The organism is Rhizobium sp. P40RR-XXII, assembly GCF_012641405.1.
Classification (GTDB): Bacteria; Pseudomonadota; Alphaproteobacteria; order Rhizobiales; family Rhizobiaceae; genus Rhizobium.
This window is the reverse complement of the sequence record NZ_JABAII010000015.1, coordinates 141,023-158,767: the sequence shown is the minus strand read 5'-3', so window position 1 is coordinate 158,767 and position 17,745 is coordinate 141,023. Positions and strand designations below refer to the sequence as shown.

The 17,745-nt window shown below is 60.2% G+C and carries 18 protein-coding genes and 1 pseudogene; 6 read left to right on the top strand and 13 right to left on the bottom strand.

Features of this window, described 5'->3' with window-relative positions; all coding sequences use genetic code 11:
- From HGP16_RS24955 to HGP16_RS24920, 8 genes are all read right to left on the bottom strand, one after another.
- A partial coding sequence (locus tag HGP16_RS24955) for a heme lyase CcmF/NrfE family subunit (RefSeq protein WP_168842679.1) occupies positions 1 to 1,600 on the bottom strand: 1,600 nt, incomplete at its 3' end.
- A complete protein-coding gene (ccmE, locus tag HGP16_RS24950) occupies positions 1,597 to 2,046 on the bottom strand; it encodes a cytochrome c maturation protein CcmE (protein ID WP_168842678.1) in 450 nt (149 codons plus the stop codon). The genes HGP16_RS24955 and ccmE, both read right to left, overlap by 4 nt.
- Entirely contained in the window at positions 2,043 to 3,185 is a 1,143-nt protein-coding gene (ccmI, locus tag HGP16_RS24945) for a c-type cytochrome biogenesis protein CcmI (protein WP_168842677.1), read from the bottom strand. Before ccmI ends, ccmE begins: the two co-directional genes overlap by 4 nt.
- A 95-nt stretch (positions 3,186 to 3,280) precedes the next feature.
- Positions 3,281 to 3,712, bottom strand: a complete 432-nt coding sequence (locus HGP16_RS24940; protein ID WP_168842676.1) for a hypothetical protein — start codon at positions 3,710 to 3,712, stop codon at positions 3,281 to 3,283.
- 90 nt (positions 3,713 to 3,802) lie between these two features.
- A complete protein-coding gene (locus HGP16_RS24935; RefSeq protein ID WP_168842675.1) occupies positions 3,803 to 5,200 on the bottom strand; it encodes a sensor histidine kinase in 1,398 nt (465 codons plus the stop codon).
- Positions 5,190 to 5,861, bottom strand: a complete 672-nt coding sequence (locus HGP16_RS24930) for a response regulator transcription factor (RefSeq protein ID WP_168842674.1) — start codon at positions 5,859 to 5,861, stop codon at positions 5,190 to 5,192. The genes HGP16_RS24935 and HGP16_RS24930 overlap by 11 nt, the downstream gene beginning before the upstream one ends.
- Before the next feature lie 137 nt (positions 5,862 to 5,998).
- Entirely contained in the window at positions 5,999 to 6,247 is a 249-nt protein-coding gene (locus HGP16_RS24925) for a hypothetical protein (protein ID WP_168842673.1), read from the bottom strand.
- Between the two features lie 560 nt (positions 6,248 to 6,807).
- The gene (locus HGP16_RS24920; protein WP_168842672.1) at positions 6,808 to 7,116 is read right to left on the bottom strand and encodes a Dabb family protein; all 309 of its coding nucleotides are present in this window, start codon (positions 7,114 to 7,116) and stop codon (positions 6,808 to 6,810) included.
- A 156-nt stretch (positions 7,117 to 7,272) separates the two neighbouring features.
- Between HGP16_RS24920 and HGP16_RS24915 the strand changes: the two are divergent.
- A pseudogene (locus HGP16_RS24915) lies at positions 7,273 to 7,599 on the top strand (MmcQ/YjbR family DNA-binding protein); the annotation flags it as partial.
- On the opposite strand, the gene HGP16_RS24910 reads toward HGP16_RS24915, so the two are convergent.
- Entirely contained in the window at positions 7,580 to 8,068 is a 489-nt protein-coding gene (locus HGP16_RS24910; protein WP_168842685.1) for a YcgN family cysteine cluster protein, read from the bottom strand. The pseudogene HGP16_RS24915 and the gene HGP16_RS24910 sit on opposite strands and share 20 nt — an antisense overlap.
- Positions 8,069 to 8,233: 165 nt before the next feature.
- Here HGP16_RS24910 and HGP16_RS24905 point away from each other — a divergent pair, with 165 nt between their 5' ends.
- The 3 genes from HGP16_RS24905 (at position 8,234) to HGP16_RS24895 (ending at position 11,825) form a co-directional block, all read left to right on the top strand.
- A complete protein-coding gene (locus HGP16_RS24905) occupies positions 8,234 to 10,429 on the top strand; it encodes a transglycosylase domain-containing protein (RefSeq protein WP_168842670.1) in 2,196 nt (731 codons plus the stop codon).
- Positions 10,430 to 10,696: 267 nt separating this feature from the next.
- Positions 10,697 to 11,284: a DUF1214 domain-containing protein gene (locus HGP16_RS24900; protein WP_168842669.1), complete on the top strand. Its 588-nt coding sequence runs from the start codon at positions 10,697 to 10,699 to the stop codon at positions 11,282 to 11,284.
- A complete protein-coding gene (locus tag HGP16_RS24895; RefSeq protein WP_168842668.1) occupies positions 11,277 to 11,825 on the top strand; it encodes a DUF1254 domain-containing protein in 549 nt (182 codons plus the stop codon). Before HGP16_RS24900 ends, HGP16_RS24895 begins: the two co-directional genes overlap by 8 nt.
- Before the next feature lie 139 nt (positions 11,826 to 11,964).
- Here the strand turns inward: HGP16_RS24895 and HGP16_RS24890 are convergent, their stop codons facing one another.
- Complete coding sequence (locus HGP16_RS24890) at positions 11,965 to 12,132, bottom strand: hypothetical protein (RefSeq protein WP_168842667.1); 168 nt, start codon at positions 12,130 to 12,132, stop codon at positions 11,965 to 11,967.
- Positions 12,133 to 12,654: 522 nt separating this feature from the next.
- Here HGP16_RS24890 and HGP16_RS24885 point away from each other — a divergent pair.
- Positions 12,655 to 12,861 (top strand): hypothetical protein, encoded by a 207-nt coding sequence (locus HGP16_RS24885; protein ID WP_168842666.1) that lies wholly within the window; start codon positions 12,655 to 12,657, stop codon positions 12,859 to 12,861.
- A 451-nt stretch (positions 12,862 to 13,312) separates the two neighbouring features.
- On the top strand, positions 13,313 to 14,320 hold the full coding sequence (locus tag HGP16_RS24880; RefSeq protein WP_409526862.1) for a DUF2336 domain-containing protein: 1,008 nt from the start codon (positions 13,313 to 13,315) through the stop codon (positions 14,318 to 14,320).
- Positions 14,321 to 14,327: 7 nt separating this feature from the next.
- Here HGP16_RS24880 and HGP16_RS24875 read toward each other — a convergent pair whose 3' ends face one another.
- The 3 genes from HGP16_RS24875 to HGP16_RS24865 all read right to left on the bottom strand — a co-directional run bounded on the left by HGP16_RS24875 (position 14,328) and on the right by HGP16_RS24865 (position 17,335).
- Positions 14,328 to 14,687, bottom strand: a complete 360-nt coding sequence (locus HGP16_RS24875) for a DUF1491 family protein (protein ID WP_168842664.1) — start codon at positions 14,685 to 14,687, stop codon at positions 14,328 to 14,330.
- Between the two features lie 94 nt (positions 14,688 to 14,781).
- Positions 14,782 to 15,816 (bottom strand): peptidoglycan-binding protein, encoded by a 1,035-nt coding sequence (locus tag HGP16_RS24870; RefSeq protein ID WP_168842663.1) that lies wholly within the window; start codon positions 15,814 to 15,816, stop codon positions 14,782 to 14,784.
- Positions 15,788 to 17,335 carry a sensor histidine kinase gene (locus HGP16_RS24865; protein WP_168842684.1) on the bottom strand — a complete coding sequence of 516 codons (1,548 nt, stop codon included), beginning with the start codon at positions 17,333 to 17,335 and terminating at the stop codon, positions 15,788 to 15,790. Before HGP16_RS24865 ends, HGP16_RS24870 begins: the two co-directional genes overlap by 29 nt.
- Between the last annotated feature and the right edge of the window lie 410 nt (positions 17,336 to 17,745).

The window sequence follows — 17,745 nt, the reverse complement described above, 5'->3', positions numbered from 1 at the left end:
CGCCGAGTTCAGCGGTCTCGCCAGGTTTCATACTGGTGATGTTCTCGCCCTCGAAGGTCGTCACCGCGATGATACCAAGGACAGTAATGCCGAGGCCGGCATGCGCCAGCGCCGTGCCGAAAGCGGACCGCGGCAGCCCGCTGAGGCGCCGCCAGGCAACATTCGCAGCCCCCTTGCCGACACCGGCGCGATACCAGAGATCGGCCAAGGCGCCGAAGATCAGGAAGAAGCCGGCTGCAAGACCGAGAACGGCAAGTACCGGGCCGCCATACCGGATGTAAAACAGAACCAATCCAGCGATGAAGGCCAAGCCTGCGACGACATAGAGCCGCTGCAATGCGCCGAGCAGGTCGCCGCGCTTCCAGGCGAGCAGCGGGCCGAACGGCACGGCAATGAGGATCGGCGCCATCAGCAATCCGAATGTCATGTTGAAGAAGGGCGGACCGACGGAAATCTTGTCACCCGTCAGCGTTTCGAGCGCCAGTGGATAGAGCGTGCCGGTCAGCACCGTGCCGCAGGCAACCGTCAGGATCAGGTTGTTCAGCACCAGTGCTCCCTCGCGCGAGATCGGCGCGAACAATCCGCCGGCGGCAAGCTTCGGCGCGCGGAAGGCGAAGAGCGACAGCGCCCCGCCGATGAAGATCAGAAGAATGCAGAGAATGAAGATGCCGCGCGTCGGATCGCTGGCGAAGGAATGGACCGAGGTCAGCACACCGGAGCGGACGAGGAAGGTGCCGAGGAGCGACAGGGAAAAAGTGAGGATCGCCAGCAGCACGGTCCAGATCTTCAAGGCGTCGCGCTTTTCCATGACCAGCGCCGAATGCAGCAGCGCCGTGCCGGCAAGCCAGGGCATGAAGGAGGCATTTTCCACCGGATCCCAGAACCACCAGCCGCCCCAGCCGAGCTCGTAATAGGCCCAATAGGAGCCCATGGCGATGCCGAGCGTCAGGAAGCTCCAGGCTGCCAGCGTCCACGGACGGACCCAGCGCGCCCAGGCGGCATCGATGCGGCCTTCCAGAAGCGCCGCGACGGCAAAGGAAAAACAGACTGAGAAGCCGACATAGCCGAGATAGAGCAAGGGCGGATGGATCGCGAGGCCGATATCCTGCAGCACTGGATTGAGATCCTTGCCTTCCGCCGGCGCCGGATTGAGGCGGATGAACGGATTGGAGGTCAGCAGGATGAAGACCAGAAAGGCCGAAGATATCCACGATTGCACGGCCAGCACATTGGCGCGCAGCACATCGGGCAGATTGCGCCCGAACAGCGCAACCAGCGCGCTGAACAGCGCCAGGATCAGCAGCCACAGCATCATCGATCCCTCGTGATTGCCCCAGACGCCGGAGATCTTGAAGATCAGCGGCATCAGCGAATGGGAATTGGCCCAGACGTTGAGGACGGAGAAATCGGAGGCGACATAGGCGTAGGTCAGCACGCTGAAAGAGAAGGCGACCAGCAAGAACACGACGATCGAGCCGATCGGTGCGATATCCATCATCGACACGTCACCGCGCCGGGCACCGACCACAGGCAGAATTGAGACGATCAGCGCGGTGGCGAGCGCCAGCACCAGGGCATAATGTCCGAGTTCGATGATCATTGCGTCGCCTCCTCGCCCTTCCAGACGCCGTCGGCCTTCAGCTTGTCGGCGACCTGCTTCGGCATGTAGCGCTCATCATGCTTGGCGAGCACGCTGTCAGCAACGAAAACGTCGCTGCCCGGCTCGAACTTGCCTTCGGTCACCACACCCTGCCCTTCGCGGAAGAGATCCGGCAGGATGCCATCATATTTGACCTTGATCGTATCGGTGCCGTCGGTAACGGAAAACTGCACCTGCGTACCCTGGCCGCGCACGATCGAGCCTTCGCCGACGAGGCCGCCAAGGCGGATCAGCGTCCCGGCATTGACCGGCGTCTTCGCTAGGTCCGCCGGCATGTAGAAATAGGCGACCGACTGGCTGAAGGCGAAGAGGACCAGCAGCACGGCGACGGCGATGAAACCCATGCCGCCGGCGATGACTGCCAGACGTTTCTGCTTGCGGGTCATTGCTGCGTCACCTCCGTCGGCAGTCCCAATTCCTTCGCCAGCGCCAGAAGCTGCTGGCCCTGCCCTCCATCGGCCGGAAACGCCGCGAGGCCGCGCTTCAGCGCATCGACGGCACGATCCCGGTCGTTCAACACGGCATAGGAGCGGATGAGCCGCATCCAGCCTTCGAAATTCTTCGGATCCTCTTTGAGCTTGGTATCGAGACTATCGACCATGCCGCGGATCATCTGCTGGCGATCGCCGCTGCTGAGCGCGTTCGCCGCAGCGACGTCCTCGGCGGTCGGATTGCCGGGTGCATTACCGTTGGCGGATATCTCAGGTCGGCCGCCATTCTTGATGATGTGCTCGCCGACGGCCGCGAGCCAGGGCGCGTCCGGCGGCGATTGTTTCGCCAGGGCCTCAAAGGCGGTCTTCGCTTCGGCTGCCTTGCCTTCCTGCTCCAGCGCCAGCGCCAGATAGAAAAGCGTGCGCGGATTGGCGGCATCGAGCGCTTGCGATTGCTGCAGCACGCCACGCGCCTCCGCCGTCACGATGCCATTGGCCTTCACCACGAGAACTTCGCCGAGATCGCCGAGGTGAGCGGCACTCGGCCCTTCCAGGCGAATGAGGTTGCGATAGGCAAGCTCAGCATCGCCGATGCGGTTGGTTTTGAAATAGATCGGCGCCAGGACTTCCCAGCCCTTTGCGTCATCCGGGTTCTTGGCCAGATGCTGCTCGATCTTGACGATCGAGATGGCGAGATCGTTTCCCGGCATCTCAAGACGTGCTTCCAGCGGCTGGGCCGGCAATCCCGGCTTGCCGTTCGCAAGATAAAGACAGAGTCCGACGGCCGGAAGAATGACGATGATAAAGGCTTGGGCAAGGCGATAATTGCCGCGCGCGGGCAATTTCGTTGCCGCCTTGTCATCTTTGGCAATTGCGATGAGGCGCCGGCCGACCTCGGCACGGGCATAACCGGCCTCCTCGGCGGAAATCAGGCCGCCAGCGAGGTCCCGATCCAGTTCGCGGAGCTGATCGCGATAGACCTCGGCCTCTCCGGAACGACAGTCATCCGCCTCCTTTGCACCACGCAGAAGGGGATAGAGCAGCACAGCGCCGACAACCGCCGTAAGAACGGCCACGAGAATCCAGAACAGCATACACGCCCAATACTTTAACAGGGCGCCCATTCCAACCGAGAAAGGCCTTCTGACGAAGATTTGAGGCGTTTGGCCGCGCTTTTCGGCGTGAAACCCTATTCGAGCGGTGTCCAGGTGCCGTCGTCATTGCGGCAGGCCGCGCCCCTTGCCATCGTCGGTTTGTCGTCGACGGTGACAGTGTGGGTATATTGCCGGCAATTCTGCGAACCGACCTGATAAGGCGCGGCGGGGACTACCTCGCCGCTCGCATTCCTACCCTTCCATGCCACAGGCTGGCCGAGAGGCGAGGTCTCAAGCGCCCGATATTCCGCCTCCAGCGCGCGCTGCTTATCGCTGTCGCTGAGCTTGATGCCGGTGCGCTCGACGATGCCACCATCAAGAGCATTGATGAAGGTTGCGGAGGCTGGAGGCTTCGCAGACGAAAATAGGCTCTTGCCGCTCCCTAAGCCGCTCGTCGTCGAGCAACCGGAAAGCGCAATCGCGGCGAAAAGAGAGGGAGCGACCAGAAAAAAGGTACGAAGCTTCATACAACCGAACCAGTATCAAAAAGCAAAACCATAGGTACTGCGCTGCGGCATCGTCATGACCCACAACGTCTTTTGGCATCATGCCGTGCCTCACGCAACATCCTTCGTCAGGCCCGGCAAAATTAGGCTGGCGCGAAGCCCGCCCCAGGTGCCCCGGGACAGTTCGAGCCGGCCTTGATATTCGTTGGTAATCTCGCTGACAATCGACAGGCCAAGACCGGTGCCAGGCTTGCTTTCATCGAGCCTGCGTCCGCGTTTCATCGCCTCGCGAATCTGATCCGGCTCAAGCCCTGGCCCATCGTCTTCAACCACCAGTTCCACCCAATGACGGCGCACGGGATCAATGCCCTTGATCTCCGGCGGCGCTTCGCTCGCCGAAAGGCGCACCTTATGTTCGGCGAAGCGGGCGGCATTTTCCAAGAGATTGCCGACGGTCTCCTCCAGATCCTGCTGCTCCATGGCGAGCGCCAGATTGGGCGAGACGGTGAGCTCGAATTCCTTGTCGGCGTTCAGCCGCCGCATGACACGGACGAGCCGCTCCAGCGCCGGCTCCGCCTCGGTGCGGGCCAGCACGGATTCACGTTGCGCGGCGATGCGGGCGCGATTGAGATAGGATTGCACCTGCCCCTGCATGGCTTCCGCCTGGTTCTTCACAAGATCGCCATGCGAGCGCTCGAGCACGCGGGATTCGTTGAGCAGCACCGCGATCGGCGTTTTCAGCGAGTGCGCGAGATTGCCGACCTGCATGCGAGCACGCTCGACGATGCGCCGGTTGCTTTCGATCAGCGCATTGACCTCGTTGGCAAGCGGCAGGATTTCGCGCGGGAAATCGCCCTGCAGACGCTCGCTTTCGCCGGCACGGATACGCTCCAATGCGGCGCGGGCCTTATCGAGCGGTTTCAGGCCGTAAAGAATGGCGAGCGCATTGACAATGAGACTGCCGACACCGAAGCCGACCAGCGCGAAATAAAGGCTATGGGAAAAATTGCGGACATCGTCCTCGACGACGGCGATATTGCCGGTGACGCGGAAGCGCGCAGCGCGGCCGTCCGTGTCGAGCACAACCTCAGTTTCGGCCACTTGTACGCGGTTTCCAAAGGCGTCGGTAACGATGTAGTAGCGCTCGTAGTTCTTGTCGAAAGGCGCTTCCAGCACGGAAAGAACGGGCAGGCTCGACGCGCCGAGCGAGGGCGAAACCAGCGGTGTCGCGGTATAGGTGCCGAGCGGCTCAACCATCCAGTACCAACCGGTCTTCGGCTGTGCGAAACGAAGGTCGCCGAGCTGCGGGCTGCCCGACAGAGCGCCCTGATCGCCGATCGTTACCGAGTTGATGACGTTATAAAGCTGCGCGCGCAGCAAATCTTGAAAGCCGCGCTCGGCGCTCTTGCGATAGATATTCGAGATGACGAGGCCGATCACCACCAGCGCCACCGCCGACCACAATGTGGTCAACAGCAGGACGCGAGCGGTGAGCGACTTAATTCGCATTGGTCGGAGCTTGGATTCGGTAACCAAGGCCGCGGACCGTTTCGATTAGATCGACACCCATCTTCTTGCGCAGGCGACCGACGAAAACCTCGATCGTATTGGAATCCCTGTCGAAATCCTGGTCGTACATATGTTCGACCAGTTCGGTGCGCGAGACGACCTCGCCCTTGTGGTGCATGAGATAGGCGAGCAGGCGATATTCATGGGAGGTGAGCTTCAGCGGCTTGCCGTCGACGGTCGCCTTCGAGCTCTTGGTATCGAGCCGCACCGGGCCGCAGACGATTTCCGAGGAGGCATGGCCGGCCGCGCGGCGGATGAGCGCGCGGATGCGCGCCAGCACTTCCTCGACATGGAAGGGCTTGGCAACATAGTCGTCCGCGCCGGCATCGATGCCCGCCACCTTGTCGCTCCACCGGTCGCGGGCGGTCAGAAGCAGCACCGGCACCGTGCGCCCGGTGCCGCGCCATTTCTCCAGCACGGTGATGCCATCCATTTCAGGCAGGCCAATATCCAGAATGATCGCGTCGTAGGGTTCGGTATCGCCGAGGAAATGGCCTTCCTCACCATCAAAGGCCGTATCGACGACGTAACCCGCCTCCTTCAAGGCTTCGGCAAGCTGTCGATTCAAGTTGATATCGTCTTCGACTATGAGAATGCGCATGTCTGGATCCAATTTCCCCGGTTCGAGAAACAGTACTGTAAATCGTGCTGCAGTGGAATCACGGAAACAATAAGATTTTGTGTGGGATTCAAGGCCTTAGAATGTCCATTGCACGCCGGCGCTTCACGTGCCCACCCTCACATCGGCACTTTCATCGTCACCTTGCGCGGGCGCTGCCCATTGCCCTGCACGAGAACAGTGACAATGCAGCTGTCGCCGGAGGGTTGTGCGGATAGGAGCTGTCCTCCGGTCTTCTCTACGACCTCGGCCGCGGCCTCGCTGCAGTCGCTGTTGGCACGAGCCACCAGGGTCGACGTCGGCGCTGGCAGAACAGCCGAGCCGGCCAAGACGAGGGCCGCCGCTGCTATGCTTGAAAATGTGGCCATGCTTCGGACTTCCCACAGGGATATTAACTTGGTGATTATTTACCCAAACACGTCTGAATGGCAAATGAATGGGCTGTAATTTTCAGCCCATCGGGCAAGCAAGGCACGCAATCTCTGTCTTAACCATTTGAAATAATTGAATGCAAAGTGGCAAGCTCGCCACGACGGCAACCGAGCGGCGCTTTATCGCCCTGCATTGATACAATCTATCGGCGATATGTCCGCGACGACGCATATTTAGCTTCGAAGCGCCCTTCTTCGAGCTCCAGGCTCAGCCATTTTTAATCATTCTTGCTTATCATCTGCCCGTGGGTGCGACATGGGCAGGCACACCGCAATGGGCCAATGCAAACCGGCCCTCAAGCGCTCTACCGAGGTAAGGCGTTGGTATTTCCTTGAGTCCTTTGAATCACTTGAGACGATTCCTTCACAAATCGAGTCCACAACTTCAAAGATTGATTCAAGAGCCTCGCGAAAAGAATCCGGTTACCGACAATCCGATTCCGCTCGAATGCTCAATCCATTGAAATGGCTGGCAGGAACCGGCCCGGCGCGCCCGTTCAGAATGGTTCGCGGGCGGCCGTCGCGGTCTCGTAATCGGCGGCGATCCGCATCTCGCGCAGCGGACGAACACGCTCGATGGAGCGCTGATAGTTTGGATGCGCCTTGTAGGCGGCAAGCGCCACTTCGTCATCGAATTCGCCGTAGACGACGAGATCGACTTCGGTTCCGAGCTGGTCGGTCTTCATATTCGTGCCGATTTCCAGGAGCCGTGCATGTGGAATGGCTGTCAGGATCGAGAGGCCGGAGCGAACCTCCTCGAGATTGGCGCGATCAGGAACGGTGAAGAAGACGATATGACGGATCACGCGGCGGCTCCTTGTCCATATGCGAGGGCATGGCGCGATACCATGCGGATAGGCGCAATTCAATAAATTGGCCGCCTCGCTTCCGGGACCGTTTCGTCGCGGGCGTTGCAGGCGGCCATTTATCGTATATCGGTGGGACGTGTTACCATCACGGCCATGACCGACGAAGATCTTATATCCCTTGCCCTCTGCCTGCCGGAAGCGGCGGAGAATTCACACTTCGGAACGCGCGATTTTCGTGTTCGGGGCAAGATTTTCATGACCCTTCCAGGCCCGGACTTCTGCGTCGTCAAGCTGACACCCGACCAGCAGCAAATGGCATTGGCAACCATGCCGGGCGACATCATGGCCGTGCCTGGCGGCTGGGGCCTGAAGGGCTTTGCGCGGCTGTTTCATCATGATGCCGATCATGAGACGATCAGGTCACTGGTGCAGCGCGCATGGCGAAACGTGGCACCGAAATCTATGGCTTTGCCGGAGGGCTCGGCTCCATGTCGTCTTCGACGGTCAGCGGCCAATCGACCACATAATCCTCGAAATCGTCGAGCTCGACATCATTCTCGCTGATGGTACGTCCTCGGGCGGAAACGCCGGCGATGTGCACGGTTTCCGGATCGCCCGAGATCAGCGGGTGCCACCAGTAGAGATCACGACCTTCCTCGACGAGACGATAGGCGCAGGTCGGCGGCAGCCATGCCAAATCCGGCACCTTCTCCGGCGTCAACTGCACGCAGTCCGGCACGAAATCCCAGCGGTTCAGATAACTCGTGCAACGACAGCTCTCACCATCCATGAGCTTGCAGCGGACGGAGGTGAAATAGACATCGCCGCTATCCCAGTCCTCCAGCTTGTTGAGACAACAGAGGCCACAGCCGTCGCACAGGCTTTCCCATTCCGGCGAGCTCATTTCCGCCAGGGTCTTGCTTTTCCAGAAGGGTAACTCGTCTGTCATCATCGTCGTCCTCGCCACCCGACAAAGGGAATTCGGGCTGCGGCATGCATGTCTCTTGTTCTTTTCTCTAAATCAACCAATTATTCAAATAGCCGTTCTATGAGATAATGAGCTTTGTGTGTGCCACAAGAAGCACGCAGCAATATTGTGGTCGGGAAGTAGAGCGTGGAAGACCCATCCAATCCAGAAAACCGGCCGAAGGCGGAGCCTGAGACGCCAAAGGATAACGGGGCCGAAAAGCCGCGGCGTCGCAAGCGCTATTTCTTCCTGCGCCTTGATTCATGGATCGACTCCACTTTGTGGAACGCAGGCTTCGGTCTCGCCGAGGCATGGGAGGAGATCACGATCTTCTTCCGCCGTTTCCGCGTGCGCGGCTGGAAACGCATCGTTTTCGAGCTGCTCGGCGAAGGTCTGACGCTGGGCGCGGCCGGCTCGGTAGTGATGCTGATGCTCGCGATGCCCGCCTTCGAGTCGACGCAGGGCGACTGGCGCAACCGCGGCAATTTCGCCGTCACCTTCCTCGACCGTTACGGCAACGTTATCGGCCACCGCGGCATCATTCATGAGAATTCCGTGCCGGTCGACCAGCTGCCGGACTATTTCGTCAAGGCGGTACTCGCAACCGAGGACCGGCGCTTCTTCGACCATTTCGGTATCGACGTGATCGGCCTGTTCCGCGCGGTGACCGTCAATGCGCAAGCCGGCGGCGTCGTCCAGGGCGGCTCGACGCTGACGCAGCAGCTTGCCAAGAACATCTTTCTCAGCAACGAGCGCTCCATCGACCGCAAAATCAAGGAAGCCTTTCTGGCGATCTGGCTCGAGGCCAATCTCTCCAAGAAGGAGATTCTGAGCCTCTATCTCGATCGCACCTACATGGGCGGCGGCACCTTCGGCGCGGCGGCGGCGGCGCAATTCTATTTTGGCAAGAGCATAACCGACGTCAATCTGGCAGAGGCTGCAATGCTTGCGGGCCTTTTCAAGGCGCCGGCGAAATATGCGCCGCATGTCAATCTGCCGGCCGCCCGCGCCCGCGCCAACGACGTGCTTTCCAACCTCGTTCAGAGCGGGCTGATGACCGAGGGGCAGGTGATCGCCGCACGCCGCAATCCGGCCTCCGTCGTCGACCGCGCCCAGATCGAATCCCCGGACTATTTCCTCGACTGGGCCTTCGACGAAGTGCAGCGGCTCGCAACACGGTTTCCCGAGCGCTCGCTGATCGTTCGCACCACCATCGACATGGGGCTGCAGAAGGCGGCGGAAGATTCCGTCCAATCCAGCCTGATGGAGTTCGGCGAACGTTACCATGCCAAGCAGGGCGCCAGCGTCATGATCGAAAACGGTGGCGCCGTTCGCGCCATGGTCGGCGGCAGCGACTATGGCGAAAGCCAGTTCAATCGCGCCACCAAGGCGCTGCGCCAGCCGGGTTCCTCCTTCAAGATCTATACTTACTCCGTCGCGATGGAGAACGGCATGACGCCGACATCCACCATCGTCGACGCGCCCATCAGCTGGGGTAACTGGAGCCCGCACAATTACGAAAACCGCTATGAAGGCAAGGTGACGCTGACGCAGGCGATCACCCAGTCGATCAATACCATTCCGGTGCGGCTGGCGAAGGAGAAGTTCGGCATCCAGCCCATTCGCAACATGGCCAAGGCCATGGGCGTGGAAACGCCGATCCGCAACGACAAGACCATTCCGATCGGTACCTCCGAGGTGACCGTTCTCGACCAGGCGACGGCCTATGCCGTCTTCCCGGCCAACGGCATGCAGTCGCGGCGCCATGGCATCGACCAGATCACCGGGTATGACGGCAAGGTGCTCTACGACTTCAGTCACGACGAGCAGTCGGCCAAGCGCGTCCTCAGCGAAAAGGCCACGTCCTACATGAACCAGATGCTGACGCAGGTTCCGGTCATCGGCACCGGCCGCAGGGCAGCACTCGACAACGGCATCGTGGTCGGCGGCAAGACCGGCACCACGCAGGCCTATCGCGATGCCTGGTTCATCGGCTTTACCGGCAACTACACCTGCGCCGTCTGGTTCGGCAACGACGACTATACCTCCACGAACAACATGACGGGCGGCACGCTGCCGGCCATGACCTTCAAGAAGATCATGGATTATGCGCATCAGGGCATCGTGCTGAAACCCATACCCGGCATCAGCAACCCGTTCCCGGCGCAGAAGCCGCAAACCGTCGCAGCCAAGAAGCCAGCCGATGCCTCCACTCCCAGCCTGCCTCCCCTCATACGGCCGCGCTCGCTTTCGGTGGATTCCACGAATATCCTGCGCAATATCGGCGAAAGGCTGAAGGCCGCGAGCCGGCTCGGCGTGCAGAAGGTGGCGACGTCGGAATAAAGATCATCCAAGCAGAGATGAAGACGGAGGCCGCATCAGCACCCCGGGCGGGTTTTCCAACGAAAATATGAAGGAGCATGCCGCGGTCGCAACAAGGCCGGCCGACGGGCGAATGGCCCGACAGCTGCTGGTGTTTCGGCCGCAAGCTGCCGTGTTAGCTCATCGAGAGCATCCTGTATGACTGCAGCCTGAAAGCGGCTCGCCCTTCCCCCTACCGACAGAATCAGGAATAAATCGATACTGATTTGTCACGAGGACGATCCTAGGGTGTTCCGAGTTCCCCTTCTTGTTGCGCTTTCGCTTGTCATCGCCTTTGGTGGCGGGATCGTGTTCACGCTCCTGGCGCTGGATGCGACCTCCGGTTTCGGCGCGATCAAGCTCGGTGCCTGGCAGGCCTTTCCGGAAATGCAGACGGCCGATGCGGACCCTTATGCGAAATCCCACAGGGCTCGCGCCGGGCGCTTGCTCTACGGGACCGCGGAAGGGCTCGTGTTTACCGCCTCCGATGACGATGCCGGCGCGCGGCTGACGGCATCTTGTCGCTATCGCATCAGCGGCCAGACACCACCGGCGAGGCTTTGGACGCTGTTTATCGCGGGCAATGACGGCCGACCGATCGAAGGCGCCACCGGACGTCCTTCCACCATCAATTCCTGGATCGTCCTGCGCAATGCGGATTCAAGCTTCAGCATTACGGTTTCATCGAATGCGCAGGCGGGCAACTGGCTTGCCCCGCCCCCTGCCGGCAATTTCCGCCTCGTGTGGACGCTGCTGGATTCGCCGGCCGCCGGCAATTCCGGTCTGATCGATCTCGGTATGCCGAAACTCGAAAAAATCGGGTGCGGCAATGTTTAGATTCGTTTTCGCGATCCTGACCGGTCTCTTCGGCGCGGCGCTGCTGCACATTGTCATCATCCTCTCCTTGCCGCATTTCTCCGACCGCGATGCCTATACCCGCGTATCGGACGAGGGCGACGAGAACCATTTCTACATGCTCGACGACAAGGATGACGAGGCGGGGCTTTCCAACACCGATCCCTTTATCCGTACCGCCGTCTGCGCATTCGATATCGAGGACATCCCTGTTCATCTCACCGCGAAAGGCAAAGTGCCGTTCTGGTCGCTCGCCGTCTATGATGCCGCATCGAATGAAGTGTTCAGCATGAGCGACCGCACGTCCGTCGGCGGTGCGCTCGATTTGCTGCTCGCATCTCCCGTCCAGCTTACGGGCATACGCAAGGCATTGCCGCCAGCTCTCGCCCAATCGATCCTGGTGGAAGTGCCGCGCTCCCAAGGCTATGCGGTGCTGCATACGATGGCGCCGCAAGGCAGCTTTGATAACGCCGCCCGAGAATTCCTGTCGGAAGCGGGTTGCGACGAATTCGACAATGGCTGAGATTGACTGGGGCCGAGATAACTAGGCTTCGGGCGGCAGGGGATTTGCGTGACGATACGCGTCGTCTCGCCGCGATGGGAGACGGCTGATCTATATTAGCAACCGGGAGATGCGCGCATGGACGCGCGCCACCCGGGCATCACTTTCCTTTTGCACGCTTCGGCCCGGCTCCCGGTCGATGGGTGGGCGTATCCAGATGTTCGTAGCGCACGCCGGTAAACAAAAGGATCTTTGCTTCCACCGGCTCCTTCTGGGCGCGCGGCGTCATGCGCAATCGCCAATCCAAAAGAGATATGATCTTTGCCATTCTCGTCTCCATTTACGTCTCGAGACGGATGAACTTGCGACTTGATTTCACCCTGCCCGCCGCTGAAGCGGGCTAACGCTTCCCTCCATTCCAGCCTTGTTCGCTGGGCTGCAATAGAGGCATTCGCGTCTTCTCACGGCATTTCCCTTACACCGTGGCATGGCCTGCCGTTTGCGGCCTCCATGCTCCCTTACACACAATCATATTCTGCCAATCGCTGCTTTCAGCCGGAATTCAGACATATCGCAGTTAACAGAATGCTAATCACAGTCGCTCGTCACCCTTGGCACGAGTCGCCATGCCCTAATAACGCTGCGACAACGACTTTGGTTTCATCGATCAGTGAAAAATCGCCAGAACCGATTTCGCTAAAAAATCAAGTGATATCATATTATTAGGTTAAATAGTGGCGTTGCCGGCAAATGGAAATTCAGCCGATCCGTTGCAGAAAAACGTCACGCAAATATTATTTGCGCTCACAAAAAATTAACGTATTGTAATGTGGAAATTCGAGGGCGATCAATGAATATGGCGGGCAGTTCCGTCTTTTCTCCAGAGGATGTCACCGTTCTGCGCGGCGCGCTTGACGAGTGGTGCCTGGAAAAGCGGGTCGATATAAAAAGTGCCGAAGCCGAGTTCGCGGCCACCGCCGCGATTGGCCTTTTTCAATCGGGCTACAACACCTCGGAAAAGTTGCTCGCCGCCATGCGCGAGCATAAAGGCATCTGAACTATCCTCACTCTTATCGCGGCACCGGCCGAAGCTCAGACTGCGTTTTGCGGGCATGGAAGCATGCCTCCCGCGACCTTTTCAACCAAAACCCTCATAGGTTGAACACTCATACTGGCGCGCGTTCTGCGCAAGCTTATCCACAGGGGCTCTTCCGTTAAGCCGCCGCGGATGCGGCCGATGTCGGGCAGTCGCCCCCACGCAAGCTTAACGCGTAATTTTTATTCGGATTTTAATAAAGTTTTCACGAACCATTAACCTTGGCGGCCTTAGTCTTTCGCGAAAGCCAGATAAGGACGACCGTGTCCATACCCGTTTCGACAATCGCCGCCGAAGACGCCTTCTTCATCGAAAGGACCGTCCGGCACGATCGGAAGGAAGCGTCGCGGTATCCATGGTCGACCGTCCGGCTCCCTGCTTTTTTGTTCCGAGTATCAGTATGGGTGTTGGCGTGCGTGACCGGTTTCGAGACCTTGAAGAGCCTGCGACAGTCCGCAAGAAGGACGTGGTTCTGATGGCGACGATCACCAGCTTCGAAGGCATGGGGCATCCATCCAAATCGGAACTCCGCCAATTCGCCGAGCTTTTCACGCCCGTCTTCCAGGCGTCGTCAGAGGAAGCAAAGCGACAGGCGGTCGCCGCCCTCTCCCAATGCCAGACAGTGCCCCAGGCGGTTGCGCTGTTCATCGGCTGTCAGCCGATCTCCATCGCCGCCCCGTTCCTCACGAGCTCGCAGGCGATCGACGACGATACGCTGATCACCATCGCCCGCACGCAGGGCGCCGCCCACGCGCGCGCCATCGTCCGCCGGTCGTCTCTCTCCCCCAAGGTCATCGACGCTCTCGTCGGCCTGCACCAGGCCGAGCCCGAGCGCGGCATGACAGTGCCGGAGCAGCAAACGGACGCTGTTTCGACGCAGGCAGAGATAACGGAAACCGAACGGCTGTCGCGCGAAGAAGTATTGCGTCAGCAGATCAAGCAGGCTGCCCGCCATATGGGACGCGACGACAAGGATCGTCTCGGCCTGCGCAGCCTCAGCGAAATGCAGGAAGCCCTCCTCGTACGTTTCGCTCGCGAACGCGATGCGCGGCAATTTGCAACAACGCTTGCCGACGCGCTCTCCTCCAGCCACTGGCTCGCGGAGCGCATCCTGCTCGACACGTCGGGCCAGCAGCTCGCCGTCACGCTCGTCAGCCTCGGCATGGGCATTGCGGATGCCGTTTATTCGCTCGAGCGCTTCTATCCGCATCTGGCGGAACGACACGGAAGCGTCAGCCGGGCATGGCTGGTGCTCGACGACATGGATGCGGAAGAAAGCCAGGCCCGCGTCGAGGCGTGGCGCCGCGCCGACAGCTACACCTATCTGCCGCAGGAAAAGCCGGCACAACGGCCTGCAGCGCCATTATTTGGCGCGAAATCAGGCTCCATCCGCGAATTGCGGGTCGCAAACCGGCGGTAGAGACGGCTCAATCGAGCGGATTGGCGCGCAAACCGGCCATAGGGACGATATCGGCGATATCATCCGTCTCCAGCTCGACGATCCACAAATCCGGATCGAACTTCAGCTCGCGATCGAGGGTCTCGCGGATATCCTGCGGCTCCTTTCGCTCGGTGCGGATTTCGAAGAGCCGCGTTCCGCTCTCCTCCCCATCGAACAGGCTCTGCGGAGCAGGCGCATAAAGGGTTTCCGTTCCATCGCGGAAACGCTGCCGAATGAAGATCGCGCCCGCATGCTCTTCGCCCTTTCGTTCGACGGCGGCAAAATCGCCGCGGGCGAACAGGCGACGGACAAGAGCGGAAACAAAGATGTCGCTACGCAATCTCATAGGCGAGCTATAGCGACGAGAGGCGGCCAAGGCAATTCATGCTGGCTCGGCGCGCATTGATGTGCAGAGTTTGCAGATATGTTCCCGGCAGGCTTCAGAGCGCGCCGATGTCCTGCAGTTTTTTCAGCACCGCCACGTTCGGCTCGCCGGTCTCCGGCAGACTATAGTGCTTCTGGAAGCGGCGGATGGCTGCCTTCGTTTGCTCGCCGGCAACGCCGTCGATGCTGACATTGCTGTAGGCAATGTTGCTCAGGCCTTTCTGGATCTGCATGACCAGATTGACCTTGTTGACCGCATCGCTCGGGGCAGCCTTTGCCGCGACGGCGCCGGTCTTCAAATTCTTCTCCGCATTCAGAATGGCGGCGGCGACCGGATCGACGGCATCCGCGCGGGCGGAGACATTGACGGGACGCTCGGCAGGCACGGCGGCAGCACCTGCCCTGCCGCCTGCCGGCGTCGTGTCGGCGGCATTGCCGGCCTTCAGAGCTGCCAGTAGCTCTGGCGTCGGCACGCCGGTCTGTGCCAGACCCGAGGCTTCCTGGAAGAAGAGAATGGCTGATGTCGTGCGCGATCCAGGCTTTCCGTCGGCAACACCGTCATAAAGCCCGCGACGGATCAGTTCCGCCTGCACATCGGCAACCAGCTTCGATGGAGCAGCGGATGGCTGTGCCGAGGGCAGGCTCGCTACCTGACCGCCTGACGCGGGTATGGCTGGATCGGAAGCCGAACCCTGCCGCTCTATCCGGAACGTCGTGACGTTGCCAGCATCGGCCTGCTGTGCATGCAGGAACGATCTGCGGCCGGGAATCTGATAGGGCGAGCCGGGATCACGGGTGCGCAGCATGGGCGATGGGTGCGCGCCCGTCTGGTACCAAAGTGCGTTCGCGGTTACGAAGCCGAAAACACCGAAGAAAAGTGCCACACCGCCGGCAATGACGGGATGACGACCGACCGCACCGCCGATCAGACCGGCAAGTGCGCCCACACCGCGAAGGCCGAGGCCACCCAGCGCAGTACTGCCGCGCAGGCTCAGGCTGCCCAGGGCAACCGCTCCACGAGAAGCAAGACCAGGCTGCTTGGGCCTGCCCTTTGCTCTTCCCTTAGGCGATTTTCGCTTTTGCGGGGCCATTCATCCCTTCCTTGTTTCGCCCTTCGTTCGTCTCCGTTGTATGTTTCAGGCGTGGCGGAAAATCGACGGGGCGATTGACATCCACAGACTGTTGCATCGCCCCGACCCCCGAGCCGTCGAACGGGATCAGGATGGTGATCACCGTGCCCTCGCCCGGCGCGCTGGCAATGGAAAAGTTTCCGCCATGCAGGCCGACGAGGCCCTTGACCAGCGAAAGGCCGAGACCGGTGCCAGCATATCGGCGCGTATAGTCGTTCTGGATCTGCACAAAAGGCTGACCAAGGGAGGCCAGCCGCTCGCTTGCGATGCCAATCCCGGTGTCGCCGATCGACAGCTTCAGCATGCCATCGGTCAATGCCGCATCGATGGTAATCGCGCCGCCCGCATCGGTGAACTTGATGGCATTGCCGACGAGGTTGATGAGGATCTGCTGGATGGCACGCTGATCGGCAACGATATCGCCGAGGCCGCGCTGGACGCGGCTCGTCAAGGTCAGCCCCTTCTCTTTCGCCTGCAGGCCCAGCATCGCTTCGCATGTCGCGATGGATTCCTCGATCGAGAAGGATTCGAGCAGCAATTCGTAGCGGCCCGCCTCGATCTTGCTCATGTCGAGCATGGTGTTGACCACCGACAACAGATGCGCTCCCGACTGGCGGATCAGGCCGACATATTCGCGCTGGCGGTTGTTTTCGAGCTTGCCGAAATATTCTCCGCTGAGGATGTCGGAGAAGCCCAGGATCGCATTGAGCGGCGTGCGCAGTTCATGGCTGACAGCGGCAAGGAAACGCGATTTCGCGTCGTTGGCCGATTCCGCCTCCGCAGTCTTGCGGGCTGCGTCTTCACGAAGCTGCTGATCCTGAGAGATGTCGCGCAGCTGGCTGACGATCGCCGTCAGGCGACCCTCGCCGTCGCGACGAGCCGTGAGCTCCATGCGGACATGGACGAACTGTGCGTCGCTGCCGGCAATCGCGGAGCGTTCAAGGCGCAGACCGACGCCGTAAGAATCCCTCCCCTGACGAAGCACATCGATCGCCTGCAGGAAGACAATGCGATCCGAGACGTGGATCTGCTCGACGAAGCCACGGCCCGTCGGATCACGCATCCAGCTCAGGAATTCGACACGGTCACGACCGCCGATGGTCGTCACGTTTCCTTGCGGATCAAGCAGCAATACCAGGCCGAAGGCGGCTTCCAGCATCAGGTCGCGGTGCTCGACGACGACTGCCTCCGCGGGAACGGATGACGGTCGCTGACGCGACAGCGCTATGCTGCCGACGGCTGAAAACAGGAAAGCGGCGCAGACCGTGGCGACACCCACGGGCAAAGCCACGGCCGGGCTGGTAACGAAGGAGAGCCCTGCGGGAACAGCAAAGAGGGCGACGGAGGAGACGAGCGCAAGCCGGCGAAGGATCGCCTGTTCCTGTCCACGGACTTCGCCATTCCCGCTCGTCCGGGAGAGCCAGCTTCTGCCCACCCGGTCTACGAAGGCTCCAGCCCCGACAGCCATGTCACTCAACATGTCACTCAATACGCGCACACTACAACCCGTCAAAACGGTCACTTATTGGACTGCACAATAGGCCTCGCGGGCTTAAAGAAAGAATAAAGGAGGAACGCGCCGGATGCTCCAAAAGGCTCCAAAATCCCGTTTTGGCGCAGAATGCGGGACCTTTGTTTTTTGTGGTTAACAGCGGGTAAGCAACGGATTTTATTCATATTTCCGCCACGCGTTAACTTTTGTGACAAGGCGGAAGCGCGCAAAGCCCTGCATATCAACAGGATCAGGCGAGACATGCTTAACAGCAAACGCTACAATTTGATCTAAATCCGGCTCGAATTTGGAAAGCTAAAATTTGAATCAAATTAGCGGAAAATGCAGCCGAGTTTTGAAAAGCGATGTTGTCCTCTGCCGGATAGGGTTCAAGTCAC